This window comes from Stenotrophomonas sp. YJH_SMC_48-3, assembly GCF_059369375.1.
Genome location: NZ_JCAFSQ010000007.1, coordinates 94,994 through 118,246 on the forward strand (window position 1 = coordinate 94,994; position 23,253 = coordinate 118,246).

Genomic DNA, 23,253 nt, shown 5'->3' on the forward strand with positions numbered 1-23,253 from the left:
CCTCAGGAGATGCGGACGCATAGGACGGAACCGTTGCGGTACATCGCACCGACAGCCACACCAGCGGCAGCGGCGGCGGCGTCGTCAACGGCATTGGGAAGGGTGGCCAGCGACGCGATGGCCACGAAGTCGGCGGCGGCGTGCGTGGCGGCACTGCCAAGGCCGAGGGCGTCGGCGATGTCGGTCGCGGTCACGTCGCCCTGCAGGCCCACCACGGAACGGGTGGCGTCCACGTCTGCGGCGTCCAGCGAGACGGTGCCGGTCTGACCGTTCACGGATTGCACCAGGTCCGGCGGCGTCTGGAGCAGCGTCCAGTCGGCCATGGTGCCGGCGCTGCCGCCGTTCTGGATGTAGGTGCGGCTCTGGTCCGTGCGCACGGCAACATCGCCCTCCTGCGCAACCAGCGCCAGTTGGGCGGCCTGGCTGTTCACCACGAAGGTGGAGGTGATCGCCAGCGCCGGCAGGTACTGCGTGGGGATCTTGCTGGCCGCGTCCAGCGGCGCCAGGCCGTTGGCGGCGCCCTTCTGCGCGGTGATACGCGCATCGGCCCGTGAATCAGCACGCGCGGCGGTGAAGTACAGGTTGCTGCCGCCCTCGGCCAGGTCGTCGGTGCTTGCTGCCGCAGTGGCGATGACGCGGCCGTACACGTCCCGGGTGATCTTCACCAGCGCTTGGCCGTCTTCGGTGTTGCCGACTTCCTCCAGCCGAACAACGGTATCGCCATCGCGGCCATTGCCGTTGACGACGGTGATGCCACCACCGGCGCGGAAGGTGCGCATGCGCCAGTCGGCCGGGCCCACAAGCACGGGATAGCCCATCCCCGACAGCTGGGCCAAGGCAACGATGTTGCGGGGCACGCCGGTCAGGTTGCCCCAAGGCGTGCTGCTGTTGCCGCTGCCGCCGCCGAGTTGGGCAGGATCGATCAGTGTCTTGCCATCCGCCGCGTACAGATTGACGCCCACGATCGCGCCCTTGGTGGCATCTGCGTTGATATTCACCACACGGCCGAGATTGTCCTGGAGCTTGACCTTGCTCACGGCTGGGTCTTCCCCTCGCCCAAGCTGCGGATCTCGCCCATGCGGTTGTCGCAGTCCTGCAACGTCACCAGGTTGGCGTTATAGGCGGCCACCACGGCCTCGACCGTGCGGGACGTGGCGCGTTTGGCCGGGCACGGCTTGGTCAGGCGGGCGTCGACCGGTACCTGCTTCTCGACGGGTACCAGCACCTTTTCCGGAATGGCCGGTCGCTGCGGCGCGCTGGCACAGCCGGCCAGCACCAGCAGGATCAAAGCAGCGGGATGGAATCGCACAGGGTCTGCTCCAGTTGTGCCCGGCACGCGGGCTGGGTCTTGGCGGCCTGCAGGGCCTTCTCGGCGGCAGTGGCGCGGCGCTGACCGTCCGCCGCCGCCGCTTCAGCACGGCGGGCCGCCGCGTCCGAGGCCTTGCGCGCCGCCTCGGCAGCATCGATCGATGCCTGGGTCTGTCGGTTTACCTCCTGCAGCAGTTCGCCGGCGGCGTTGGCCGCACGCAGGTTCTCTGCAGCCTCGGCGCGCGCGCCTTCCAGCTGTCGCTGCACGGCCTCGATCTGCTCACGATCATGCGCAGCCTGACGGTCCTCGCCTCGCTGGCACCCGGCCACGAACAGGCCGGCGGCCAGCACCACCACTAGGCCCCAGCGGATCAGGTCTGCGTACGGCCGAATCGGGTCAGGGATTTGCATCGGGGCGCCTCCTGGCCTTCAGCACACGGGCCACCACGCCGACCGCGCCAAGCGCACGGATCGACCACTTCGCCGGCTCGGGCAGCTCGTCCATCCAGCCCATGGCGGCGATTGCGTCGTACATATCCGGGAACAGGCACACCAGGCCGAACACCCACACCGAGGCCAGCTTCCACGCGCGGCGCCACCCGTAGATCAGCTCGACCTTCATTTCAGCCCCCTGAGCTGCTTCAGCTCCTTGATGTCGGCCTTGTTCTGCTCGACCTGCACGGCCTGCTTGGCCAGTTCGAGCTTCAGCGCCGGCACGTCGGCCAGCTGGGTGTTGAAGGTCTGCAGCTGCTGCTGCACGGTGGCCATCTGCTGGTTCGTGACCTGCTGCTGGGTCAGCACAGCCTGCATGGAGCTGATCAGCCAGTACCCGCCAGCAACGATGAATCCGGCGAAAGCGGTCACGAACCACTTTTCCACGGGGCCGAGGGAAACGCGGGTGCGGCCGTCCTGGCTCGGCTGGGCTTCCATGCTCATACGCCCCCACCCAGAGTGCCGCCGGCCTTCTTGTAGATCTGCCGCAGCTTCTCCAGGCTCTGTTCGTGCTGGCCGTAGTTGGCGCCCGGCAGGCTGGCCCACTCCTTGGCGCACAACGCCACGGCACGGTCGAACTGGCCAGCCTTCACCGCATCGAGCGCGCGGCGGCCGCGGATCAGCTCGATGCAGCCCTTGTCCTGGCTCAGCGGGCCGAAATCGGGCAGCTTCAGCCGCGCCTGCAAGGTGGCCCAGGTCCGTTTCAGGAACTGGTACCGGCCAGCAGCAGTGGAGCTGAGCGTGGAATTCAGCCGCACCAGCCGCTCGGGGTGCTTGCTGAGGTCGGAGAACAGGCCACCGCCCACCAGGACGTCGTAGCCGTGCTGTTTGGTCGGCTGCCGGCCGTTATCGGTCCCCTCGGACCAGGCCAGCATGTCCAGGAACGCCACGACGTTCTGCCCGCCCGCCTCCTGTGCTGTGATTCGTGCCACTGTCGGCCCCCTCGGAAGTGATGGGCCTACGGTGCCTTTTGGGGGGCGGCGATCAATGGGAGGAATCCGTTCTCCGGTAGAGTTGGCGGCGCCAACCAACCCAAGCACTACCGGAGACGGACAGATGGAACTACTTGACAGGGCATACCAGCTGCAATTGCTCCAGCGTTTGGCCGAGAGCTACCCGGAGCCAGTCGATGCAGGGACGATGGCCCAGGGTGAGTTCAATAGGGCCAACGTGAACATCGCCTACTTGCATGAGCACGGTCTAGTGAAGGGCCAATGGCTTGGCAGCTTGGACCGTGGAAACATGCTCATGCAGGCAACCATTACCGCTCGAGGTATGGATTTTCTGGCTGACGATGGCGGATTGGGCGCAATCCTCGGTGTCGTCACGATCAAACTTCACGACGACACGCTAAAGGCACTCATCGAGGCCAAGGTGCTCAGCTCGGATCTGCCTACGCCCGATAAGCAGCGATTCCTTGATCAGCTTCGAGAGCTGCCCGGCGAGACCACCAAACACCTTGTACTGAAGTTGGTGGATGCTGGTCTGGACAACTGGCAGAAAGCACTTCCGCTGCTGCAAAACATGCTGGGTTAGACGCCACCCGCCGGAACAGGATGACGGCATCGGCATGCAGCGGAACGGTGAATTCGTCGCCGGGACATTCCGGCCACTCGATGAACATGGCTTTCTCGGTGACGACAATGGCGGCTGACAGCATGGCGGCCTCTGGGTTGATCGGTAGGGGCCACCCTACCCCCGGCCCCGGGCCCATCAATGGGCGCTGGACGCTTGGACCGGCGCGCGGGCTAGAATCCGGGCTCCAACCAAGGAGATGGTGATGAGCAACAGCAAGCAGTCCTCAGAACAGGAACTGGCGCGTCAGATCTTCACCGCCGCCGCTAGCGCCGCCATCGCGGACGACCCCTCAACGGCTGATTTTGAGGGCTTGGCCGAGTACGCGTTCATCGCCGCCAAAGCATTCGGGGAAGTGGAGAAGGAAAGGCGCCCCAAGCTTCCAAAGATCCAGCAGCAGCATCTGGACGCGGCAAAGAAGAAGTGACGCAAGGCCCGGGCAACCGGGCCTTTCCTTTGGCAGTGGCCGGCCGGGGCTGGTGGTACCATTCGGCCAACGCAGCCAATCCAAGGACGGACACATGAACAGCCTAAAATTCATCTTCTTCCCATCAAGTAGGTGGCTGAATGGGAAGTGGTGGCACCGATTGGCCTTTGTCGCGGCGTGGGCTTGGGTGGCTTTCACGGCGCTCTGGGTTTTGAACGCTGGGGTCCTCCAGCCAAGAGCTTCCTGTCTGTCGCTGAAGTACGGGGCGATGAAGGTTTCTGAGCTGGATTGCGGTACGAGCCTGTTGGATTACGCTTACATGAGCTGGCGGGCGATGTCGCCAGGTGACTCAATCCAAATCATCGTTATCGGATTGCTGCTCTGGTACCTCTTCCTTTGTCTCCCTGTATTTGCGTACCGCATTGGACTTTTCATTTTCGCGCCCAAGCATCAGGACAAGGCCGATTGAAATGATTGAAGACCGATTCAAGGACACCGGGCAATTCCATCCAGAAAGGGCCTGGAGCGAGATCCGGCGCAAGGACTGGGAGCGCAAGCACGAGGCCGGGTCCCGCGGTGGCGGCTGGCTGGCGCTGGCATTACTCGCCTGCGCCCTACTGATCGTCGTCTGCGTCGGTGGATTCCTGCTGGGCCTTCCCAAGCTGCTCGGCAATTTCCTGTAGTTCTGCATCCCCTGTGCTTGACGCGATGTTCCGGAGCGAAGCCAGCGAACCGGTCACAGATCCCACCGGCGCGGTCGTCGCCCGAGACAGCCATTTCACGAAACGCGGGTTGGTCAGCAGCCTCGCTCCACCATTCGCGCCCAGGCCTGCTCCGATCAACTGGGCGGTCGTAGTTCCTGTGACATCCATCAACGATGCCACCAGAGCGGCGCCATAGGTGTAGGCTGCGGCTCGATTGCCTGTTCCGCTCGGATTGGCGAACACCTGCGATCCGCTTTTGATGTTGTCAGCCACCCGTGCGATCTGGTCCATATCCTTGGCGAACCCGGGGCCGTAGTGGCCGAACAGCTCCCGCCGTGCCTCGTCGGACAGCTTGCTCCAGTTCGTCATGAACGTGCCTGGGCTGAACTGCTCGGCAGGCAACCCGGCCTGGCCCGGTGTCGGGCGGCCCATGCGATTCAGCACCGCGGCCGTCAGCGACTTCTTCCCATCATCCGGCAAAGCCTCCATCACGCGCTTCAGCGTGGTGCCGCCTTCGCCAGCACCGGCCATCACGGCGTTGTAGACCTTCTCCGGGCCGCCGGCCTTGTTCACCACGCGCTCCAGCTGCTTCAACTGTTCCTGCGTTGACTTGAAGTAGGCGTTCGCGCGCGCCAGCGCCTCGGGGGCCTTGCCGCCCTGAGCCTGCACAGCCGCCTCGATGTCGTCACCCATGGCGCGGTACACGCCGCGCAGCTGCGAAGTAGCTCGGTCAGGGGTCAGCGTGAAGTCGAACAGGCCGTTGCCCAGGTTCGACCGCAGATCCTTGAAGGTCTGGTAGGGCAGCGCAGTGCCACCTTCGCCCAGGTCCGAGGCGATGTTGCGCGCCAACTGCGTGACCTCGTCCGGGATCATCGACGCGGCGGACGCCGGCGCGCCGGGATCGACCGCAGTCAGCCGTGCCAGCTCGGCATTGGTCCGGTCCAAGCGCACTGGGGTATCCGACGGCACCAGCTGGTCGACGGCGTCATACAGCGCCCGGCGGCGTGCAGTGACGTCGCCCTTTAAGGCTGCGACACCCTTCTCGATGGCCATGCCAGCGTTCTGTCGGGTGGGGTCTGCCGCCAGTGCGCGAGACCGCTCCCCGAGGTTCTTGGCGATGTCGTTACCCTGCCCTTCGGCGAAACGGCGCATCACGCCCGAGCTGGTCGGCGCGCCCGCCAGCAGGTTCTCCACGCCCTGCAGGTTGGTGTTACCCGATGCCTGGCCGACGGATGGGGTCGTGCCCAGCGCTTCGAAGTCGGCGATGGAATTCCGCATGGCCTCACCGGACCGGCCACGCACGGCACCTCGGACTGCTGCAGCGCCGCCCTGCATGAGAGCCGCCGGGCCGATACCACCGGCGAGCGCGGCCGCCAACTGTCCAGCTGGACCTGCACCGCTTTCCCGGGCCAGGCCTGCCGCACCAGAACTGCCGATCGTGCTGATCGCCTGAAGCACTGGCTGAGCAGTGAGGAATTCTCCAGCGCGCTCGGCAAGACCAGGTACTGCCGTGGGCGTCGGTGCAGCTGAAGTCAGCGTGGGTGCCACCGCACGCCCTGCATTGAGGGCTGCACCGCCGCCAAGCGTCAGTGCGGTACCGGTCAGCGCTTCGCCGACATCGCCCAGCACGCGGTCGCCGGCAGTCTGCGCCTGTGGCAGGCCCAGCACATCAGCCAAGCGCGCAGCATTGTCCCGGAAGCTGGTCACGGGACGGCCGGTGATCTTCGTTTCCAATGCGCCCAGGGCATCGCCGCCGAGGGCGCCCAGCAGGCTGCCGCCTCCCTGCAGCACCGAGCGCAGGCTGAACGCCGCATCCCTCAGTGGGCCAGCGCGCCACCCATCGGCCTGGCGGCCGGCCGCCGTGCTGTCGACGGTAGAGGTGACCTCGGAAAAGTCCGGCGGCAGCGCCTGCACCGCTGGAAGATCGGTGACGGGCATCTGCCCCTCGCCGAACTGTCGCTGCAGCACTGCATTGATCTGGTCGTCAGGCATGCCGTCTGGAAACTCGGCGATGCTCCCATCAGGCAGCTCAACTTCGATCGGCATTACTCGATCCTCCCGGTGGCCGGGTTGAAGCGACGGCGCGCCGGAACGGCCGGTACCGGTGCTGGTGCAGCGCCACCGCCGAAAGCCTCTACGGCGCTGGGCATTGCGCCGGGGCTGGCACTGCGGCCGTAGTTGCCGTTGATCAGCGCAGCCTTGCGCTGCTGCAGCTCGACCGCCTGCTGGTTGAAACCTGCCAGGCGCTTCAGCGCCGCCGCCGCGGTGGCCGGATCGTTGGCGCTCATGAGCTCATTGGCTGCGCGCTGCGCATCGCCCTCGGTCTGCACGCCCTTGTTGAGGCGCAGGGACTCGTTGACGATCTTGGTCAGGTCGGCCTGCCATTCGTTGTAGTTCACGTCGCCGGGTGTAGCGATACCAGCAAACGTGCGGCCGCGCGCCAGCAACGAACTGGTTGGACTGACCCGCAGCGATCCATCTGCGAGGCGCTGAGCGTTCTTGCTGATGATGTCGGCCAGCACCTGCGTGCCACCCAAGGCATCCTCCACTCCCAGCAGCTCCTTCAGAGCCGACACAGGCAGTGGTGAGCTGCCGCCGGCGTTCTTGCCACCTGGGTTCCACTGGCCAGCACGCTGCAGCGCGAACTGGGCGCCGTCGATGCCCATGGCCTGGCGGGTGCGCGCCGCAGATGCGAATGAGCTCGCGGCGCTGGCATCCGAGGCGCGTGCGCGAGCGGCATCAGCCAGCATTCCGGCGCGCCCCTGCTCGGTGGTACTGACGCCACCGCCGCCGGGCAGCAATCGGTTGTTGATCAGGTTCTGGCCCTGGATGGCGGCCAGCTCGACGGGGCCGTTCGCCACGCCCATCAGGTAGGCGTTGCCGCCGCCGAAGTCACCGGCAAGCGATCGGGCTACCGCGCCTTGGCGGAAATCCTGCTCCTGCAAGTCGCCGCGGTATCCGCTGATCTGGGTCGGGTTGAAGCCGGCCCGGAGTGCATTGGAAAGCACGCTGGCCTGCTCAGGCGCATACCCGGCATCTGCAAGGCTGGCCTGGAACTGGTCGCGCGCCATCGCCTCGTCGCGCTTGATCTGCGCACCAGCCAGTAGCGTGGCCAGCTGTGCGGCGCGCGTCTGGCCAGCCTGATACGCCCGCTCCTGCACCGCGCCGCCGCCTGCAAATGCCTGGCCCAGAGAGGCCCATCCGTTCGTCGCCATCTCAGCGTCCCCACAGGTTCGAATTCTGGTACCAGGTGCCGGCCTGGTTGCCGAAGTTGGCCGTAGCGCCTGCATTGGTCTTGGGCGCAGCACCACCACGCGCTGCCATGCCGCTACCGATGCCCTGGGCGATCTGGCCAGCGGCGGTCAGCCACGGGTCGGGCCGAATGGCCTGCAGCCGGAGCTGTGCCAGGAAGTCATCGCTGGCCGCCTCGCGCCCAATCAGGCCCAGCTGCGATGCGAGATTCCCACTCTGTAGCGCCTCGCGCCTGCGCTGCTGCTGTGGCGCGTCGATTCGGGCCATCAGGCCGGCTGCGCGCTGGCCGTAATCGCTGATCCCCAGCGCGGCATCATTGGCCGAAGTTCGATATGCGTCACTGACTGCGCCACCCTGATTCAGGCCCCGGCTTGCCGCCATCTGCGCGGCCTGCGACTGGTCCATCAGGCTGCGGGTGACATTGGCCCGCTCGGCGCTGCCCTCGTCGGTTGCGCGCTTGGTCAGCAGCTGGTTCACCGCATAATCGGCCCGCTCCTGATTGGCCGCCTGCTGGTAGATCCGGTTCGCCGCCTGGTTGTCAGCCTTCTTGGCGGCCTGGTGCTGCGTGTACTGCTGCGTTGCGGCGCCGATCACCGCGATGGCCGTTGCGACCCACGTCATGGCTGTGCCTCCAATTCCAGCGGCTCGTCGTCGGGCATGATCACCAGCGCCTCGATCCGATCCAGATCCGTTTCGTCCGTGAGGTGGACAGTTACCAGTTCGCTCGGCGCGTGCGCGTAGATGGCGCGCTTCATGCCCGGCGGCGAGTCGATGACGTGGAAGCCTTGTAGCTCGACCATGCCGTCGGCGGTGCGCAGGGTGACGTGGCCGGAGACAATTAGGGCATGCCGGAAGCGGTGCCGCTTCCCCACCACCAGCGCGCCGGCTGGCATCGACATACGGCGCAGGTACTGGCCGGGGAGGAAAGTGTGCTCCACCGGCATATCTGCCTGCGGCAGCTGCGCGCACAGGTCCTGCAGCTGCACGATGTCAGCCAGCGAAGGCTGGCTCACCAGCCGTGCCATGGTGCTGATCACGTCAGGCATCGCGCTCATCGTGCACCGCCGTAGCCGAAGCCGGGCTGGTACAGCGTGTTGTAGACGTCCCGGAAGCCCCTGCGATCTGCAGCTGCCTCGCGGCTGCGGGTGTACACGTCAGCCAGGCCACCGAAGATCTCGCCCAGCGAATCAGCCCGCAGCCGGCCCTGCGCGGCCTGCAGGTTGCCCTGCAGCGCCTGCGCCGACTGCGTGGCGCCGCTGGTCAGGCTCATGCCGCCGGCGACCTGCGACAGCAGGTTCTGGCGTGAGGTCTCGTCCGATGCCTTCAGGTCGGCCAGCGCTCCCTGCGCCAGGCGCTCGGCATCCAGCACGCCGCGCTGATAGTCCTCGCCCAGGCGGCGATTGGCGTCTACGGCCGCAGATCCGCCGGCGAGGCCACTGCGGGCCATCGCGAACTTCAGGCTTCGGTCTGCCTGCTCCTTCTGCCGACCGAGCTCGCCGCCGTAGAAATCCCGAGTGGCGCCCAGGAAGTCGTCGTAACCGGCCTGCCGCGAGGGTGCGCTGTAGAGCCGGTTCACCTGGTCGGTGGCGCGATTGATGTTCGAGGTTCGCCATGCCTCGGTCTGTGCCGCGGCGTTGGCCGCCTTGCTTCCGCTACTGCCGCCCATCAGGCACCTCGCATGCGTGAAAAGTGAGCGATGTCCTCGCCGTTGGCGCCCTGCCCGCTCCAGACACCGTCGTCCTGCATCCCCAGCGATCGTTCGAACCACTCGATGGCTGCCAAGCGGTCAGCCAGAGCGTTCACCTGCAGCCGCCGCGCTCCGGCTGCAAACAGCTGGTCGATCAGCCAGCGACTGGCCTTCGTCATGGCGCGCCACTGCTCGGCCCAGCCCTGTTCCGTGCCAACCATCCACGATTGCCAGATCCCCGGGCCGACCGGCTCGAATCCACCAGCGGCAGCCGGCGTGCCATCGGCGCGCAGGACAGTGAGGGCATACGGGGAAGAGGTGGCCCATGCATTCACCAGCGCGTGTGCCGTGGTGTCGGGGCTGTAGGCGGTGCCGCCCAAGACGGCCCGGAACTGGCGCTGCTCTTCGTGCCGAAGGATGTCGGCCAGCACCACCAGGTGGAGTGGCCGACAGGGCACAACATTGCGCGGGAGACGGGGGGAAATCATGCCGAAATGCTGACTTCCTACCCCCCTTGATCAATGGTCACGCCATCGGGCGGAAGTCCTGCACATAAAGGCCGAAGGCATTCCACTGCCACGCCTCGGTGCCGTCGTAGACCAGCCGCACCGCAAACGTTGGCGCCGCCATCGACATTGGCACCGGGCCACCGGTGAGCGTGTCCGGATCGACCTGGTATGCAGGGGTGAACGCCCCGCCGTTGGTCTGGTCGAAACCGATCTGAATGCCGACCTTGCCCCGCCCGACCACCTCGAACCCGTACAGCATCTTCGTGACGCCCGCCGGGCCGAAGTCCAGCCACGGCCACTGGATGACGCCTTGGAACGGGGTGAACACGCCTGGGGAGAGCTCGTCCCCGATCGCACCGTCCACCATGCGATAGATGCGGTTGGCCGAACGCAGATAGAGTGCGTCGCCCTGGATGGCCCAGGTGTGCACCTCGAACGGGAAGATATATCGCGACCACGCGCCGACCTGTCCGATCTGCGTCATGGTGTAGACGAACACCTCTGTCTGCCCGTCCTTCGCGAACATCAGCCAGTACTGGCCGGCGGCCGGGAAGTACAGTCCGCGCGGCACCACCGAAGGCTGGGCCAGCCACGCCTGCACCAGCGGGTCGATCGGCATGCCCACGTCGCCAGCCTGGAAGTTGGTGCTGCTGGCAGCGATGCCCACGCTGCGCACGCCCTGGCTGGCCAGGAACAGCAGGTCGTTGCCCACAGCTGCGATGGCGCGGTGCTGGGTGCTACCCACCGGCAGCGCGTCGAGCAGCGACATGCTGGCCGGGTCTTCATCGATCTGCCACAGCTGAAATGCCTCGGCGTTGAAGACGGTCAGGTTGCCGCGATAGAGCCCCATCGCTGCCACTGGGTTCGCGCCGTAGTTCTGCAGGCCGGTGGGGAGGAACCCTGCATCGTTGGCGCTACTCCAATCCTTCGGCGCCACGGTGGCGCTGTAGGGCACGGTGTCGCCATCGCCGGCGAAGACCTTCGAGGCACCGATCAGCACCACCTTGCTGTTCGGGCAGTTCGGGTCCTCCACGCGTCGGCTCACGGCTTGCCACGTCACGCTGCCATCCGCGACGGTGCCGCCCACGCTGGTCGGCCATGCTGGCTCACTGCCGCCGCTGACGTACAGCGGAGAGGCCGTCCAGGTCACGCGGGTGACCGCGACAGCTTCCCAGGTCACCCCGCCATCGACCACGCGCTTGCCCAAGATGTTCGGCCAGGCCGGTTCCGAGGCACCGGTATGAGCTACCACATCCTGCACGGCGCGATACACCAGGCCAGCAGGGAGACCGTTCACCGCTCCACTGACAGTGAGATTGTCGGCGTAGGTCAGGTGGTCGTGGTCACCCACCGACCACAGCGCGACGACGGCCCTGGCATATGCCGCGCCGCTGGGCTTCTGCGAGACGGCAGTGGAGATCGCTGCATCGCTGCTGACAATGTTCCCCTGCGCGTAGGAGATCATCACGTCGTCCTTGTCGTACCACCGGACCTCCACCCAGCCGCGCGTGGCGCCGGCCTTGGCCGGTCCTTGCTCAATCAGGCAGTTCGCCGTGAGCGATGCACCATCAGCGACCACAAAACGCGCCTTGTTCACCGCGGCGCCGTCGCTGATGCGCCCCGGCAGTTGCAGCTTGCCCGCAACGATCTGTGCACCGCCTTCCAGATCCCAGCCGGTATTGCCGTCCGTGAAGTTGCCATTGATCGGCGCCGTGTCCGTCGGGCTGGGCAGGTTCACCGGCCGGATCAGGTCGCCCTTGGCTACCTGCTTGGCAGCAGTCCACTGCGGCACCGAGCCGCCGGCCGTGCCGCTGCCGGCATTCCCCAGCGGGTTCTCCAGTGGAACGTCCTCGTTCACGGTGCCGCCGGTAATGCCTGGCCACTGCGGCTCAGTGTCGCCGGAGCGCGCGTTCGCTCCGCTCACCGAGCTGACCGTGTACTTGAAGCCGTTGTTGGCAGACGGCACCACCACGTTGCCGACCGTGCGCGCGGCGTAGGCCTCCCACGGGGCATGGCCACCACCGGTGTCGACCAGCGAATAGGCCAGGCCGTTCGGGGCGGTCGGGCTGACCAGCGCACCCGGCAGGTAGGTGGTGTTGGCTGCCCACGGCTTCCCCTCTTCCAGCCAGTAGTGATAGGTCGACCCGTCGGAGAACTCGGCCACCACGTACAGGAACCCAAGGTATGGCAGCGAGTAGTGGATCTCCTTCAGCGTCGCCGCGCCGTTGCTCGGGTGCTTCAGCACCACCACCGAGTAGCCAGGGCCAGCCGGCATCACCTGGTCGGCGTACACGACAAACGCTCCCTTGAAGGAAGTCAGCCCGATCGTCCCGGGCGGCAGGTCCAGCTGGATACGTGCAGCCTGGCGCATGCGGATGGTACGGGCAGCGGTCACGTAGCCATTGAGCAGGTCGAACAGCGCATCCTCCGATGCGCCGCCCTTGTCGCGCAGGCGGGTGATGCCGGCCTTTACGGCGGTCAGGTAGGTGGCGCGCATCAGTAATCCTCCGGCCAGCCGCCAATGGGGATCGGGCGCCGCGCCGGCGGAATCTGCCGCGTGCCGGGAATGTAGCGCCGGGTGCCATGGGACCCGGCGATCAGCTGCCGCACGTAGGCCTGGGCCTGCTGCATGTAGTTGCCCGCGTCGGGCTGCTTGTAGTGCGCCTTCGCATTCGCCAGCGCGTGCAGGAACACCGCGCGGCTGTTCACAGTCAGCAGGTCGTCGTCACCGGAGAGCCACTTCAGCCCAAGGTGTCCACGGATCTTGATCGTGTAGGCACGGTCGGGCGCCGGGAAAATCTCGATGCAGCCGGTGATCCGGTAATAGGCCGGCTTGCTCAGCGAGGTGCTGGTGTACAGCACCGGGTCGATGCCCTCGATCAGCGGCGTCCACTGCACGTCGTCCTGAATGCCTGCCCACGTGATGCGCCGGAAGTCCAGGTACTGGTCCAGATCCAGCGGCACGTCGTACAGGTTGGCGCCGGGCACGCACTGAATGGTCCACCAGCGCTCGGTGCGCAGTTCCTTGTACTGCTGGTACAGCTGGTCCTGAGCGTCACGAATGAAGCTGTCGACCATCGCATCGAGGTCGAATGGCCGGCGCTGCGCCATCTCCTGCAGGCGGCCGTAGTAGGCCTCGGCGTCCTTCTGGCCGTACTTCGCCTTCGCATCGGCGATCGCCTGCATTTCCACGGCCACGCCGTCGATCAGGGTCTTGTCGTCGCCTTCGACCAGCGGCGCCTTCCCGTCGCTGTAGCGATCCATGGCGTACCGCTGCAGCAGTGAGTCCTGCGCGGTGTTGATGATCTGGTCCACATCCGCAGACTTGGCCACCGTGGTGATGTAGCCGCCCAGCTGGTCGTAATAGGCCTTCGCGTCCTGCTGGCCGTGGTGGGCCTTACCGTTGGCCAGGGCCAGCAGGAAGACGGCCCAGGGATCGAGCGTGGTCACGTCGGCGTCGTCATGGAACGGTGCCAGCGGCGTGCTGACGCTCAGCCGGTACTGGTGCTGCAGCGCCACCTGCGCTTCGGAAAGGAAGTTGGTCAGCAGCTCCTTCACGCCCGGCGACCAAGCGTCTGCCGTGGCCTGCGCGGAGAAGCCAAGCCGGCGCAGCAGGTCCAGCCGCAGCGATGCCATCGTGCGCGGCGCAGGCGTGCCCACGTAGGTGAAGCCAAGCGCCGTCGATACCGTCTGCCTCAGCTGGTCGAACGTGCGCTGCACCTTCACCGGCTCGACCACGAAGCCAAGCCGGCGGATGACCTCCTGCCGTGCCTTCTTCAGGGTCCATTCCACGCCCAGCGACGACAGGTTCACCTGCCCCGTGTCGTAGTTGATCGGCGCGTCATACCCCAGCGGGCTGTCGTAGACGTTGCCGCCGTTGACCATGATCGGTGCGTTGTTGCCGCCCATATCGTTCTCCAGAAAGAAAAACGGCCGACCGAGTCGCCCCGGCCGGCCGCCAGCCCGCCGCCAGCGGACTTAAACGGTTTCGCTGCCCTGGTCGCCCAGCGCCGCGCTGATGGCGTCGATCACGCCCTTGCGGTTCTTGCCGGCCTTCTCGATCTCGGCCAGTTCCTGCAGGGCTTCGTCGGTCAGGTTGACCAGCTCGGCTTCGATCTCGGCGACGGTCTTGCCGGCGAGGGCTTCCAGCTCGGTCGGCTGGTCGTCCTCTTCCTCGTCGTCCTGGTCGACCTGCTCGGCTTCGTCCTTGGCCGCGTCGATGCTGGAGGCAACCGCCTTGGCGAAGTCGCGCTCGTTGCGGTAGGCGAACTTCAGTGCCTCGGCACCCTCGGCAGTTCGGCCGTACTTGTTCTGCAGGCCGGCGAACACTTCTGCCATATCGAAGTTGCTGACCTCGATGGCCTCGCGCTTCGATTCGCTGATGGATTCCGGCGGATACAGCTCTTCCACGATCGGCAGCTCGTAGTCGAAGATCTGCACCGGCAGCTTGGTGGTTGCGTCGCGGTCGATGACCAGCGTCAGCAACAGCAGGGATACGGTCTTGGCCATTACTGCACGCCCTCCAGGGTGATCAGCGCCGTCGCGGCGGTGCCAGTGCGGATGAAGTCCGGAAGGTCGGCAATCTCGACCACCGGCGCCAGGTTGGCGGCCGCGCTCAGCACGGTGAACCAGCCCGAGCTGCCAGCGGCCGGAGTGCTGCCGTCGGCCGGGGCTTCGTGGCCCTGCAGCAGCACGCCAGTGGTCACGGCGGTGTTGCCGCCCAGGTTGGCCAGGCCCTCGCGGCCCCAGCCGCCCAGCAGCGGGGTCTTGTTGAGCTTGACGATGGTGCCCCCGGTCGGGAGCGTCTTCACGTTCGGCATTTCGTTCTCCTGCCGGCGAGGTATGCCCCCGCCGGCGTTGCGTGGGGTCAGGCGATCGAGAAGACCGCGTTGCTGTTGCCCTTCTTCAGCGTCAGGCCGTAGTGGGCCGTCATGCCGAAGTAGTGGGTGTGGCGGTCGTACACGCGCGGCGGCGTACGGCGGACCATCCAGCGGCCCTTCACCGGGCGCAGCTTCAGCGACTTGCTGTTGAGGAAGTAGCCGCGCTTCTTCCACGGCACCGCGATGGTGCCCAGCAGGTCGTCCAGGGCGTCGAAGGTCGGATCCCACACCACCGGCACGCCCTTGAAGGCCAGGGCCTTGGTGGACGGATCGAGGGTGACGCCACCGGTGGCCGAGGTGCCCATGGTGATCTGGCGGCTCATGACCTTCAGCGCGTCCGCTTGGATGGCGTCGTACATGTCCGAGCCGACCACGATGAAGTCGGGCGCACCCAACTTGCCGTAGGCGATGGACTTGCGCCACAGGGTTTCCAGGTGCGAGATCAGGTTGCCGGCGGTACCGGTGCTGATGCCGATGTCGGCCCAGTTGCGCCAGTACGGCGTGGCCGCGCGATCGATGCCGCCGACGGTGCCCACGGTCGGGGTGGTGCTGACCAGCGCGTCCAGACCCGGAACAGCCTTCGGGTTGGTTGCGCCGTCCAGGTGCACTTCGATGTCCCAGTTCTCCTGGAAACCGTCCTTCAGGGTGGTCCAGTTCTCGTCCAGGATGTTGACGATCTGGATCTTCTCGGCCTCGGTCATCACCGCATTGCGGTCATCGGTGAGGATGATTCCGTTGTTGGCCAGCTCGGTTTCGTTGAGGGTGAAGCCGTCGAAGGCCTCGTAGGCCTGGAACGGGGCCAGGCGCACGGTCTTCTTGCGGTTGTAGGTGACTTGGTCGTCACCGGTGTAGTTCTGGTAGTTCGAGTCGTTGGTGTAGCGGATCTTCTCGTTGAAGACGCCGTTGCCGAAGATCGAATCCTGGCGGTTCTGGATCAGCCAGTTGGCAAGCGGGCGCTGGGTGGTGAACTGATCGATCGGGTCGTTGGTGGCGTAGGACTGCAGCTGGGTATTGGCACCAGACAGCAGTTGCGCAGCGGTAAGCGGCATGGGAATGGCCTCGGAAGGAAAGATGGCCAGCCCGCAAGGGCTGAGGGTCTTTCCGCGTTCCGAGGGCGCGAGGCTCGTTACAGCGCTACCGGCGGCGAACCCGGCTTACGTCACACGCGGGGCGGCTGGTGTGCCGCTCGGTGGTCAAGATGCCAGCGCTGGTGGACCCGTCAATGGGCGCTGGCGGTACACTCGGCGAGCCGGGGCAAGCCGGCTATCCAAAAACAGGGGCAATGGAATGATTTTTCCCGCAGAAGCATTTTTCGCTGCTGAAGCACGCGAGGTTCCCGCCGGTCATTTCTATTTGAAGGACGGCAATTGGTTTCTCTCAGTTGATGCAAACCAGGGCCAAGGCGGGTACATGTCCGCCGTGCAGCTCACTGGCGATTTGGTAGGGCTGTTTCTCCCCAACCCGGCCGGCGTTTCGACCTACATCGGCGGCGGATGGAGGGTGGAGGCGCGCATCGAATGGATTTCTGAAACCGTCGATGGCCAACGCGGAAACTGGAACGCCGCATTGGTACTGGGCGACAAGCCCTACCTCTACGCCCAGTACGGCCAAGGCGACAGGTTCTTTGGCTTGGACGGTACCCAGTCGAATGGAAGTGGTCTCAGCGATTCGCGCCGTCGCTTCACCCAGTGGTCTGGATGGATGGTCGGGCCGGATGGCGATGACATCGGCGACCAGCCATTGTTCGAAGTGGTTTCGGTGCCGCGAATCTACTGATCCAGAAGAGAAGGGGCCGAAAGGCCCCTTCTCCGTTATTGACCGCGTGCCCGGGCTGCTTGGACACCGATGTCGAACGCGTTCTCGGGAGTGATCTTCGGTGCCACCGGCGCAGCAGAGTTTGCCCGGACCGGATTGGGGGCGCTCCGGGCGACAGGGGCGACCGCAGCAGGCGCGGCGACCGCGGTGGCGGGCAGAGCCAGGTACGCGCGATGGATCTCGGTCTGCCACTGGGCCGGCGGCAACGTGCGCTGGATGATGTCGATCGTCGGCGCCAGCAGCGCCAACTTCTGGTCGAACTGCGCATCACCAGCGCGGAGCTGCGCGCCCAGCTGCTGCACCGACACAAGTCCCTGCTGGTACTGCAGGTCCTGCCGCTGGCGATCCTGCTGCGCCTGGGTGTGGTTCTGCTGCAGCTGGCCGGTCTGCCGGTGCTGAGCCAGTTCCAGCGCCACGTCGCGGGTGATGTCGCCCGAGTTCACGCGGCCGGCCAGGTCCGGGTGCGCGCTCAGCGGGTCGAAGCCAGGCGCCTCGCGGCCCAGCTGCTGGCCCAGCCACTGCAGTTCGCCCTGCATGCGCTCGTAGGCGTCTGCCATGCGCCTCGGGTCGCCGGAGTTGATGTCGGACAGGTACCGCAGCGCGCCGCCGAACTGCTCCGGCGTGGCGCCGGTGCTCTGGACGGTTTCCTCCCACTGGCTGACCCGCTCGCGGGCATCCCGCGCCTGGGTGTGCAGCTCCTGGAAGCGCTCGGCTGCTCGTTCCTTCAGGCCCAGCTGCTTGACCTCGTCGTCAACGGTCGGCTGCTGCGGCTGCGCGGGCGGTGCCGGCTGCTGCTCACCTGCAGGCGGCGCATTCGGGTCGACGGCAGCCGGCGTTGCCGGTGCGCCGTCCTGCGGCGGCTGGCCGTCTACGGCAGCCGGGGCATCGCCGGGCAGCGCGTCCTCGCGGGCTTCCTGCTCGCGCGCGGCTTCAACGCCAGCGGAGAAGGCATCCAGGTCAGCAGCAGCGGGCTGCGGTGCGTCCCCACCGTCGGCAAGCGGCGGTGCGCCAGTGTCGGCCGGCTGGACGTCGGTCGGGATGGTATCCGGCGTGGCCGGGGTGTTCGGGTCTTCGATGTGCATGGTGGTACCTCTGTTGGCGGCGGGTTAGAGAGGCGGGGCGACAACGCCGCCCACGGGTGCTGCGGTGGGTACCGGCGCTTCGGCCGGCGGGAGGGCTTGCATCGGGTCGGCGGGGGGCATGCCGGGCATGGCCGGCGCATCGATCACGGCGCCGGGCGCAACCTGCGGCACCTGGGGAATGAAGGTGTAGGCGTCGATCGACGTGTCGCCGGTGCGCTCGATGGTTTCGACCATCAGCTGCTCCAGGCTGTTGGCGATGTCCAACGGCGTTGCGCCGCGCATCTGGCCGATGGTGACGACGGCCTCCTGCAGCTGCGGCAGGATCGCGCCCCACTGCTGCCGGCGCAGGTTTGACGCCGGGCGTCCCGAGCTGCCGGCGCGGATGTCGACGTTCAGCAGCGCGGTGACCAGCTCCGGCAGGGGCGCGTTGAACCACAGCGCTTCGGGCCCGGCGATGTCGCTGACCTCTTCCGGCGACAGGCCGGCGGGTGACATGGCTTCCTCGGCGGTGTACTGCGCGATCTCGCCCAGGACGTCGTCCAGACTGTCACGGCTGTAGCCCAGGCGGGATTCGGTGCCCTGCTGCTGGATGTCGGCCTCGGTGGCCGTCTTCGCAGTCTGGATGCTGGAGGACAGCGCCTCCTGGATGCCCCAGATCAGTTCCAGCTCGGCGCGGATCGGCGCTGTGTCGTACAGCGCGGCATCGATCTGGTTGTACTGGATGGGGAACAGCACGTTGCCGGTGGGCTGGCCCTTCAGGTCCAGGCCGACCATCTCCCCGACGCCTGCGCCTTCCAGCTTCGCCGCATCGTCCGGCTCTACAGCGCCGCGATCGAAGCCCAGCTTCGGGATGGCTCGGCGGCGATGCTCGCGGTAGTTGGTGCGGGTGCGGTTGTACTCGTCCAGCAGGGCTCGCGAACGGTCCACCAGCGACTGCGGATGCCGCTCCCCATCCACCCACAGCGGCGCCCACTGGAAGAACGGGTAGAAGCGCGTGCTGCGCTGGTCGGGCGTGTAAGGCTGGCGCAGGTTGCGGCGCAGGCCAGGCGTGATGGTGTGCACCAGGTTGGTGGTCAGGTCCCACACCTCCCAGATGCACAGGAAGCGCGGGCCGGCGTCACTGCCCTGCCCCGCTGCCGTTGCGCTGCGGAACACCTCGGCATCGCTGTCGCTCACCACGCCATCGGCCGGGGCGAAGCCGCCTTCGCGCGTACGGCTCTCCGGCTGCACGTGGTAGTAGGCCTCGGCCTTCCCCAGCTCGTCCCGCACCTCCGGGAACGTGGCCTGCGCCTTGTCGTACGGCATGAAGGTGCGGTGGGCGATCCACGGCGAGATGGCGTAGTCCTTCAGGGTGGCCACGTCCATGGAGACCTGGATGTCTTCGCCGCGCACGAAGTCGAAGACAAGGCCGTTGTAGATGATGTGTTCGACCTGGGATTCCAGCGTCTTCATCTGCTGCTCGTATTGAGCCTTCAGCAGGTCCGGGTTGGCGGCATTGCCCTCGGCCAGCTCCGTTTCCATCAGCGACAGGGCTTCGAGCTTGGCGCGCAGGTCGGCGATGCGCTGGTCGGTGGTCGGGTCGCGCTCGGTCTCGCGGTGCCATGCCGCCTTGATCCATCCGATGCCGATGCTCAGTCCCGAACGCACCATGGCGTCGGCTGCGTGCTTCAGGCGCCCGCGCTTCCATAGCGAGGCGATGACGATCTCCAGCGTGCGGCCGACCTGCTTGGCCAGCTTCACCCGGCTGGAGCCGACCGACTCGGCGGGCTGCACGGCCGGTTCGGGGTCGCGCGCGTACAGGAACGACGTCAGCAGGTTCACGTAGGTGCCGGCGATCGGCACGCTCACGTCGTAGACGGGATCCACCTGGTTGCGGCAGTAGCGCCGATCCAGCGCATAGCCCTTGCGGGCGTGCTTGTCGAACTCGCGCGATTCCCTGATGCGCTTGTGCCAGTTGGAGACGTCCGCCTCTTCCTGTGCCAGCGCCTGGGCCTGCGCCTCGCGCTCTGCGTCGGCTGCCTGCTCGGCCGCCAGTGCGTCGGTGAAGCTGTCGGCGGTGGGCATGGTCACAGAGCGGATCTCCTACGTTCGGCAAGTGAGGGCTGGTCGGAATGCTCCAACCACTGGCGGCTATGGGGCACCAGCACCCGAGGCCGTTCAATGGACGGTCGGTCGCGCGCGCTTACTGCGGCGGGGAATTTGCTGTGGATGAAGTAGCCCAGGGCGTCCGGCGGATGGTCGAAACCGGTCGTTTTGTCGGGCAGCCCGTTGGCGTCGTACGGCTGCTTCTCCAGCGCCTCGGTCAGCTTCGGGCAGTTGCGCACGTTCACCAGGAAGCGGCGGCGGCGCTTGGCGTTGAGGATCATGGCGTTGACGCTCACCACACGGGAGCGGATGCGCGGGTTGGCCGCCGGCACCACGATCGTCATCGACCGCTCGGCGCGGATCAGGCCCAGATCGGACGCGCTGGCGTTGTTGGTGTGCTGGCTGTCGCCACTGGCATCCGGGTAGATCGTCATGCGGTGGTTGCCGTACTGATCCCGCAGCGCCTGGATCATCGCCGGGGTGTCGCGGATGCCGGTCAGCTCGGCCAGCGCCATAGGCTCGCCGTCGCGGATCACGCAGACGATGGCCGTCATGTTCAGCACGTTGAAGTCCATGCCGATGTGCAGCGCCTCGCCGTCCTGGATTTCGGCCGTCGTGTTGTTGGCGGTGCGGGAGAAGGCCGGGTAGACAGACCCTGTGGTCAGGTTGACGAACATCCCGTCGATGTAGGCCTGCACCAGCTGTGGCGGGTAGCTCTCGAACAGCGACTGGATGTAGTCGTCCGGCAGGTTGGCCTCGTTGTCGTAGGTGCTGGCATGCACCAAGCCGTACAGCGCCTGCAGCTTCGGGTTCTCGCTGGGCAGCTGGTGGAACTGCTCGTAGACGAAGTTGAACCCCTCGGGTGTGGTCGTCACATCGATGCCGTTCTGCAGGCCGTCGGCCTTCACGCGCAGGCGGGCGATGATCTTGCGCCAGGCGTCCTGGGCCTTCCGCTTCTTCAGGGTGTCGATCTCATCGACCAAGGCCTTGCCGACCTTGAAGCCGACGATGCTGGCCGGGTTGTCCATAGACCGGCAGATGACTGTGCCGCGGTACTGGCGCCCTGAGTAAAGGTGGGCCTCCTTGTTCGACTCGACAATGCGTGCGCGCAGGCCCCAGTCGAAAGCCACTTCCTCGATGGTCGGATAGAAGATGTCGCGGATCTGCGGATAGCTGGGGGCGAAGTAGCCGGCCGGCACGCGCGGATGCGTCCACACGTGGCTGCACAGCGAGCCACAGCCAACCCAGGTCTTGCCCGAGCCGAACCCACCCACGAAGGCGCGGAACTTGTGCGGTAGCTGCAGGAACGCGGCCTGCGGTTCGTTAAGGGTTGGCATTCCGGCGGCGCCCGCTGACCACGTTCACCGTGACCGCGACCGGTGCTGGTGTATCGCCGTCGTCCTCGCCCTCTGGCTTGTCCCGCCAGCTGCCCGGCTTGCGGTTCTTCAGCCAGAAGATCGCCGCGGTGGTGTCCGGCGGGAACTGCTTGTCGGTCGAGGTGACGACAATCTCCCCCTCCACCACCCGGACGTCGTCCTCTCGGCAGCGGTAGCCGGTTGCCCGTTCGAACAGGGCGCGCTCCACCCGCAGGTCGGCCTCGGCCTTACTCAGCTTTAGGGCTTCCGAAAACTCGGGGTGCTTGATCTTCCACAGGTTGACCGTGGACAAGGCTACGCCGAAGAACTCCGCCACTTCCGGGTCGGTGCAGCCCCTGCGGCCCAGCAGTGCGGCCTGGCGCGTGAACTCCGCGCGGTACTTGGTGGGCCGACCACCCTTGGAAGGTGCCTTGGCTGCCTTCTTGGCCGGTTTGGCCTTCGGCGTGTCTGGCTTCTTGCGGGGCATCAGCTCGCCCTCTGCGGGCAAGACTGCCGATTCCCGGGGGCATGAACGTCACCATGGAGAGGCAAGTCCCCATGGCCGCCGCAACGCGGCATTCCCCGTGTCGGCTGCACGCTGTTGTCGACACCTGCGTGCTGGTCGTCCCGGTACTCGCCCCGGGTGGCTTCCTGACTGGATGGCGTCTGGCGGTCGCTCATGCTGCTGTTATCCCAGCCTGGGCATTCCGATCAATGGCGATCAGGCAGCAGCGAACAATTCCAGCTGCATCGGCCAGCGGACGGGCTCGGGCTGCTCCCAGCTGTAGTGCTCCCGCAGGTCCTCAGCGATCTGCTCCGGGCTGGGGAAGCTGACCCGCTTACCGTCGGCGGTGTCGGCGCCGTAGAGCCCGAACAGCCAGTCGGGGTGTTCCCGCAACATGCCCTCACCCGCTGCGGAGCCGATGCGCAGGGCGAAGATGCAGCAACCAGGGTCGCCGAAGACATAGCTACCCTCTCCCTGGGCGTTTCGGATATCGCGCACGCGGGAAAGCACCTTCCTGGCCACCACCAGCACGTCCGCCTCGCTGGCCACGGCAAGGCCGACCGCTGACCGGCGGAACTGCCGGTGCGGTGCTGCCTGCCTGGTCGTCTGGTTGTCGGTCTTCTTGCGCATGGTCGTTCCCCCGGTGGGGTTCGTCGGGATCAGGCTGAGGCCTCGTCGGTGATGTGCGAGGCCAGGTGGGTGTTTTCGAACCACAGGGCGATCAGCAGCGCGTCGGCGCGGCCGTTGTCCTTCTTGCGGCGCAGGGACGGCGCGGCTGATGGGAACCGGCTGATCGCCAGCACGCGAGCGGCGTCCTTCTCCTGCTTCAGCAGCCCGAAGGACCGCTTCCAGCTGGCCGGCTCAGCCCTGGTGGTCGGAATGCCCAGCAACTCCAGCACGGCCTTGGCCTTGCCGTAGGTGTCGCCGAAGTTCATGGACGACTGGGCACCCTGCTTACGGCCCTTGGCCGGCATGGCCCGAACTCGCTCGATGCAGGCCGAGACGTGGGCACCAGGGTTCATCTCCCTGGCGGCGCGGATGAACAACGCCAACGCGCGCGCGTCGAGCTCAGTGTGGCCATCCACTTCCATGGTGGGGGTGTCGATCACCGGCCCGGCCTCGCCGTCTACCAGCGTGGCGATGGCGCCGCTCAGGCCCGGGTCGATGCCGAAGGTCAGGCTGCGCGCCATGGCCGCACCCTCCCCCAGTACTGATCGAGCGCGGTGTTCTGCAGGTCCAGCAGGTAGTCGTCGTTGCCGATCTCCTGGCGGAAGCGGCGCGGCTGCTTGGCGTAGGACGGGCCGAACAGTGCTTCGCAGGTGTCCGCGTCCATGCCGCCGAAGGGCTCACCGCGGTGCGACCACGGGTTCAGTCCGATGGTGAAGTCGTGGCCTCGCCGCTTCTGACCGTGCTTGCCGCCGACCGTCAGGTGGTGCACCTCACATGGCACTGGCTTCTCGCCGAAGGAAATGCCCAGCGCGTAGGCCACGATGCAGCCAATCTCGGCTATGGCGTCCATACGCTGCCGTTGTTTGATGTTCGGCTTGCCCGTCGATCGTCCGCGCTTCATGCTTTGG

28 protein-coding genes are annotated in these 23,253 nt (G+C 66.4%); 4 read left to right on the forward strand and 24 right to left on the reverse strand.

Annotated elements, in window-relative coordinates; translation table 11 throughout:
* Window positions 1–2: 2 nt before the first annotated feature.
* Genes AC5P65_RS12565 through AC5P65_RS12590 form a run of 6 tightly spaced genes read right to left on the reverse strand, consistent with a single transcriptional unit; the run spans window position 3 to window position 2,732 of the window.
* The gene (locus tag AC5P65_RS12565) at window positions 3–1,037 is read right to left on the reverse strand and encodes a hypothetical protein (protein ID WP_495215610.1); all 1,035 of its coding nucleotides are present in this window, start codon (window positions 1,035–1,037) and stop codon (window positions 3–5) included.
* Window positions 1,034–1,309 (reverse strand): Rz1-like lysis system protein LysC, encoded by a 276-nt coding sequence (lysC, locus tag AC5P65_RS12570; RefSeq protein ID WP_134730541.1) that lies wholly within the window; start codon window positions 1,307–1,309, stop codon window positions 1,034–1,036. Before lysC ends, AC5P65_RS12565 begins: the two co-directional genes overlap by 4 nt.
* A complete protein-coding gene (locus tag AC5P65_RS12575) occupies window positions 1,285–1,719 on the reverse strand; it encodes a hypothetical protein (protein ID WP_495215611.1) in 435 nt (144 codons plus the stop codon). The genes lysC and AC5P65_RS12575 overlap by 25 nt, the downstream gene beginning before the upstream one ends.
* Window positions 1,706–1,930, reverse strand: coding sequence for a DUF7940 domain-containing protein (locus AC5P65_RS12580; RefSeq protein ID WP_495215612.1), 225 nt, complete (start codon window positions 1,928–1,930; stop codon window positions 1,706–1,708). Before AC5P65_RS12580 ends, AC5P65_RS12575 begins: the two co-directional genes overlap by 14 nt.
* Window positions 1,927–2,244, reverse strand: a complete 318-nt coding sequence (locus AC5P65_RS12585) for a hypothetical protein (RefSeq protein WP_100446478.1) — start codon at window positions 2,242–2,244, stop codon at window positions 1,927–1,929. Before AC5P65_RS12585 ends, AC5P65_RS12580 begins: the two co-directional genes overlap by 4 nt.
* Window positions 2,241–2,732 carry a glycoside hydrolase family 24 protein gene (locus AC5P65_RS12590; protein WP_279920434.1) on the reverse strand — a complete coding sequence of 164 codons (492 nt, stop codon included), beginning with the start codon at window positions 2,730–2,732 and terminating at the stop codon, window positions 2,241–2,243. Before AC5P65_RS12590 ends, AC5P65_RS12585 begins: the two co-directional genes overlap by 4 nt.
* 124 nt (window positions 2,733–2,856) lie before the next feature.
* Here AC5P65_RS12590 and AC5P65_RS12595 point away from each other — a divergent pair, with 124 nt between their 5' ends.
* From AC5P65_RS12595 to AC5P65_RS12605, 3 genes are all read left to right on the forward strand, one after another.
* Window positions 2,857–3,336, forward strand: coding sequence for a hypothetical protein (locus tag AC5P65_RS12595; protein WP_495215613.1), 480 nt, complete (start codon window positions 2,857–2,859; stop codon window positions 3,334–3,336).
* Between the two features lie 244 nt (window positions 3,337–3,580).
* On the forward strand, window positions 3,581–3,802 hold the full coding sequence (locus tag AC5P65_RS12600) for a hypothetical protein (protein WP_495215614.1): 222 nt from the start codon (window positions 3,581–3,583) through the stop codon (window positions 3,800–3,802).
* A 94-nt stretch (window positions 3,803–3,896) separates the two neighbouring features.
* Window positions 3,897–4,271 (forward strand): hypothetical protein, encoded by a 375-nt coding sequence (locus tag AC5P65_RS12605; protein WP_134730550.1) that lies wholly within the window; start codon window positions 3,897–3,899, stop codon window positions 4,269–4,271.
* 145 nt (window positions 4,272–4,416) lie between these two features.
* On the opposite strand, the gene AC5P65_RS12610 is transcribed toward AC5P65_RS12605, so the two are convergent.
* From AC5P65_RS12610 to AC5P65_RS12660, 11 genes are all read right to left on the reverse strand, one after another.
* Window positions 4,417–6,552, reverse strand: a complete 2,136-nt coding sequence (locus AC5P65_RS12610) for a hypothetical protein (RefSeq protein WP_495215615.1) — start codon at window positions 6,550–6,552, stop codon at window positions 4,417–4,419.
* Window positions 6,552–7,721 (reverse strand): hypothetical protein, encoded by a 1,170-nt coding sequence (locus AC5P65_RS12615; protein ID WP_495215616.1) that lies wholly within the window; start codon window positions 7,719–7,721, stop codon window positions 6,552–6,554. Before AC5P65_RS12615 ends, AC5P65_RS12610 begins: the two co-directional genes overlap by 1 nt.
* Window position 7,722: 1 nt before the next feature.
* Entirely contained in the window at window positions 7,723–8,379 is a 657-nt protein-coding gene (locus AC5P65_RS12620; RefSeq protein ID WP_495215617.1) for a hypothetical protein, read from the reverse strand.
* Window positions 8,376–8,813, reverse strand: a complete 438-nt coding sequence (locus AC5P65_RS12625) for a hypothetical protein (protein ID WP_495215618.1) — start codon at window positions 8,811–8,813, stop codon at window positions 8,376–8,378. Before AC5P65_RS12625 ends, AC5P65_RS12620 begins: the two co-directional genes overlap by 4 nt.
* The gene (locus tag AC5P65_RS12630) at window positions 8,810–9,424 is read right to left on the reverse strand and encodes a hypothetical protein (protein ID WP_111097957.1); all 615 of its coding nucleotides are present in this window, start codon (window positions 9,422–9,424) and stop codon (window positions 8,810–8,812) included. The genes AC5P65_RS12625 and AC5P65_RS12630 overlap by 4 nt, the downstream gene beginning before the upstream one ends.
* On the reverse strand, window positions 9,424–9,876 hold the full coding sequence (locus AC5P65_RS12635; protein WP_495215619.1) for a hypothetical protein: 453 nt from the start codon (window positions 9,874–9,876) through the stop codon (window positions 9,424–9,426). The genes AC5P65_RS12630 and AC5P65_RS12635 overlap by 1 nt, the downstream gene beginning before the upstream one ends.
* A 94-nt stretch (window positions 9,877–9,970) precedes the next feature.
* Window positions 9,971–12,451 carry a hypothetical protein gene (locus AC5P65_RS12640; RefSeq protein ID WP_495215620.1) on the reverse strand — a complete coding sequence of 827 codons (2,481 nt, stop codon included), beginning with the start codon at window positions 12,449–12,451 and terminating at the stop codon, window positions 9,971–9,973.
* Window positions 12,451–13,863 carry a phage adaptor protein gene (locus AC5P65_RS12645; RefSeq protein WP_495215621.1) on the reverse strand — a complete coding sequence of 471 codons (1,413 nt, stop codon included), beginning with the start codon at window positions 13,861–13,863 and terminating at the stop codon, window positions 12,451–12,453. The genes AC5P65_RS12640 and AC5P65_RS12645 overlap by 1 nt, the downstream gene beginning before the upstream one ends.
* 69 nt (window positions 13,864–13,932) lie before the next feature.
* Entirely contained in the window at window positions 13,933–14,463 is a 531-nt protein-coding gene (locus AC5P65_RS12650; RefSeq protein ID WP_495215622.1) for a hypothetical protein, read from the reverse strand.
* Window positions 14,463–14,774, reverse strand: a complete 312-nt coding sequence (locus AC5P65_RS12655; RefSeq protein WP_495215623.1) for a hypothetical protein — start codon at window positions 14,772–14,774, stop codon at window positions 14,463–14,465. The genes AC5P65_RS12650 and AC5P65_RS12655 overlap by 1 nt, the downstream gene beginning before the upstream one ends.
* A gap of 47 nt (window positions 14,775–14,821) precedes the next feature.
* A complete protein-coding gene (locus AC5P65_RS12660) occupies window positions 14,822–15,883 on the reverse strand; it encodes a phage major capsid protein (RefSeq protein ID WP_482984793.1) in 1,062 nt (353 codons plus the stop codon).
* Between the two features lie 238 nt (window positions 15,884–16,121).
* Here AC5P65_RS12660 and AC5P65_RS12665 point away from each other — a divergent pair, with 238 nt between their 5' ends.
* Window positions 16,122–16,610, forward strand: coding sequence for a hypothetical protein (locus tag AC5P65_RS12665; RefSeq protein ID WP_146256785.1), 489 nt, complete (start codon window positions 16,122–16,124; stop codon window positions 16,608–16,610).
* Between the two features lie 35 nt (window positions 16,611–16,645).
* On the opposite strand, the gene AC5P65_RS12670 is transcribed toward AC5P65_RS12665, so the two are convergent.
* The 7 genes from AC5P65_RS12670 to AC5P65_RS12700 all read right to left on the reverse strand — a co-directional run bounded on the left by AC5P65_RS12670 (window position 16,646) and on the right by AC5P65_RS12700 (window position 23,246).
* Window positions 16,646–17,731, reverse strand: a complete 1,086-nt coding sequence (locus tag AC5P65_RS12670; protein WP_495215624.1) for a hypothetical protein — start codon at window positions 17,729–17,731, stop codon at window positions 16,646–16,648.
* Between the two features lie 24 nt (window positions 17,732–17,755).
* Window positions 17,756–19,801, reverse strand: coding sequence for a hypothetical protein (locus AC5P65_RS12675; protein ID WP_495215625.1), 2,046 nt, complete (start codon window positions 19,799–19,801; stop codon window positions 17,756–17,758).
* Entirely contained in the window at window positions 19,798–21,153 is a 1,356-nt protein-coding gene (locus tag AC5P65_RS12680; protein ID WP_495215626.1) for a phage terminase large subunit, read from the reverse strand. Before AC5P65_RS12680 ends, AC5P65_RS12675 begins: the two co-directional genes overlap by 4 nt.
* Window positions 21,140–21,658, reverse strand: a complete 519-nt coding sequence (locus tag AC5P65_RS12685; RefSeq protein ID WP_313216112.1) for a terminase — start codon at window positions 21,656–21,658, stop codon at window positions 21,140–21,142. Before AC5P65_RS12685 ends, AC5P65_RS12680 begins: the two co-directional genes overlap by 14 nt.
* 234 nt (window positions 21,659–21,892) lie before the next feature.
* Window positions 21,893–22,306: a hypothetical protein gene (locus AC5P65_RS12690; protein WP_495215627.1), complete on the reverse strand. Its 414-nt coding sequence runs from the start codon at window positions 22,304–22,306 to the stop codon at window positions 21,893–21,895.
* Window positions 22,307–22,335: 29 nt separating this feature from the next.
* The gene (locus AC5P65_RS12695) at window positions 22,336–22,866 is read right to left on the reverse strand and encodes a hypothetical protein (protein WP_495215628.1); all 531 of its coding nucleotides are present in this window, start codon (window positions 22,864–22,866) and stop codon (window positions 22,336–22,338) included.
* Window positions 22,851–23,246, reverse strand: coding sequence for a Ref family recombination enhancement nuclease (locus tag AC5P65_RS12700; protein WP_495215629.1), 396 nt, complete (start codon window positions 23,244–23,246; stop codon window positions 22,851–22,853). Before AC5P65_RS12700 ends, AC5P65_RS12695 begins: the two co-directional genes overlap by 16 nt.
* Between the last annotated feature and the right edge of the window lie 7 nt (window positions 23,247–23,253).

What these genes read in the sequence shown, in the direction of transcription:
- AC5P65_RS12625 (WP_495215618.1), bottom strand. Translation starts at nt 8,813, where the DNA reads ATGAGCGCGATGCCTGACGTGATCAGCACCATGGCACGGCTGGTGAGC.
- AC5P65_RS12700 (WP_495215629.1), bottom strand. Translation starts at nt 23,246, where the DNA reads ATGAAGCGCGGACGATCGACGGGCAAGCCGAACATCAAACAACGGCAG.
- AC5P65_RS12665 (WP_146256785.1), top strand. Translation starts at nt 16,122, where the DNA reads ATGATTTTTCCCGCAGAAGCATTTTTCGCTGCTGAAGCACGCGAGGTT.
- AC5P65_RS12615 (WP_495215616.1), bottom strand. Translation starts at nt 7,721, where the DNA reads ATGGCGACGAACGGATGGGCCTCTCTGGGCCAGGCATTTGCAGGCGGC.
- AC5P65_RS12660 (WP_482984793.1), bottom strand. Translation starts at nt 15,883, where the DNA reads ATGCCGCTTACCGCTGCGCAACTGCTGTCTGGTGCCAATACCCAGCTG.
- AC5P65_RS12630 (WP_111097957.1), bottom strand. Translation starts at nt 9,424, where the DNA reads ATGGGCGGCAGTAGCGGAAGCAAGGCGGCCAACGCCGCGGCACAGACC.
- AC5P65_RS12600 (WP_495215614.1), top strand. Translation starts at nt 3,581, where the DNA reads ATGAGCAACAGCAAGCAGTCCTCAGAACAGGAACTGGCGCGTCAGATC.
- AC5P65_RS12605 (WP_134730550.1), top strand. Translation starts at nt 3,897, where the DNA reads ATGAACAGCCTAAAATTCATCTTCTTCCCATCAAGTAGGTGGCTGAAT.
- AC5P65_RS12655 (WP_495215623.1), bottom strand. Translation starts at nt 14,774, where the DNA reads ATGCCGAACGTGAAGACGCTCCCGACCGGGGGCACCATCGTCAAGCTC.
- AC5P65_RS12620 (WP_495215617.1), bottom strand. Translation starts at nt 8,379, where the DNA reads ATGACGTGGGTCGCAACGGCCATCGCGGTGATCGGCGCCGCAACGCAG.
- AC5P65_RS12680 (WP_495215626.1), bottom strand. Translation starts at nt 21,153, where the DNA reads ATGCCAACCCTTAACGAACCGCAGGCCGCGTTCCTGCAGCTACCGCAC.
- AC5P65_RS12650 (WP_495215622.1), bottom strand. Translation starts at nt 14,463, where the DNA reads ATGGCCAAGACCGTATCCCTGCTGTTGCTGACGCTGGTCATCGACCGC.
- AC5P65_RS12610 (WP_495215615.1), bottom strand. Translation starts at nt 6,552, where the DNA reads ATGCCGATCGAAGTTGAGCTGCCTGATGGGAGCATCGCCGAGTTTCCA.
- AC5P65_RS12685 (WP_313216112.1), bottom strand. Translation starts at nt 21,658, where the DNA reads ATGCCCCGCAAGAAGCCAGACACGCCGAAGGCCAAACCGGCCAAGAAG.
- AC5P65_RS12690 (WP_495215627.1), bottom strand. Translation starts at nt 22,306, where the DNA reads ATGCGCAAGAAGACCGACAACCAGACGACCAGGCAGGCAGCACCGCAC.
- AC5P65_RS12585 (WP_100446478.1), bottom strand. Translation starts at nt 2,244, where the DNA reads ATGAGCATGGAAGCCCAGCCGAGCCAGGACGGCCGCACCCGCGTTTCC.
- AC5P65_RS12640 (WP_495215620.1), bottom strand. Translation starts at nt 12,451, where the DNA reads ATGCGCGCCACCTACCTGACCGCCGTAAAGGCCGGCATCACCCGCCTG.
- AC5P65_RS12580 (WP_495215612.1), bottom strand. Translation starts at nt 1,930, where the DNA reads ATGAAGGTCGAGCTGATCTACGGGTGGCGCCGCGCGTGGAAGCTGGCC.
- AC5P65_RS12645 (WP_495215621.1), bottom strand. Translation starts at nt 13,863, where the DNA reads ATGGGCGGCAACAACGCACCGATCATGGTCAACGGCGGCAACGTCTAC.
- AC5P65_RS12595 (WP_495215613.1), top strand. Translation starts at nt 2,857, where the DNA reads ATGGAACTACTTGACAGGGCATACCAGCTGCAATTGCTCCAGCGTTTG.
- AC5P65_RS12695 (WP_495215628.1), bottom strand. Translation starts at nt 22,866, where the DNA reads ATGGCGCGCAGCCTGACCTTCGGCATCGACCCGGGCCTGAGCGGCGCC.
- AC5P65_RS12670 (WP_495215624.1), bottom strand. Translation starts at nt 17,731, where the DNA reads ATGCACATCGAAGACCCGAACACCCCGGCCACGCCGGATACCATCCCG.
- AC5P65_RS12575 (WP_495215611.1), bottom strand. Translation starts at nt 1,719, where the DNA reads ATGCAAATCCCTGACCCGATTCGGCCGTACGCAGACCTGATCCGCTGG.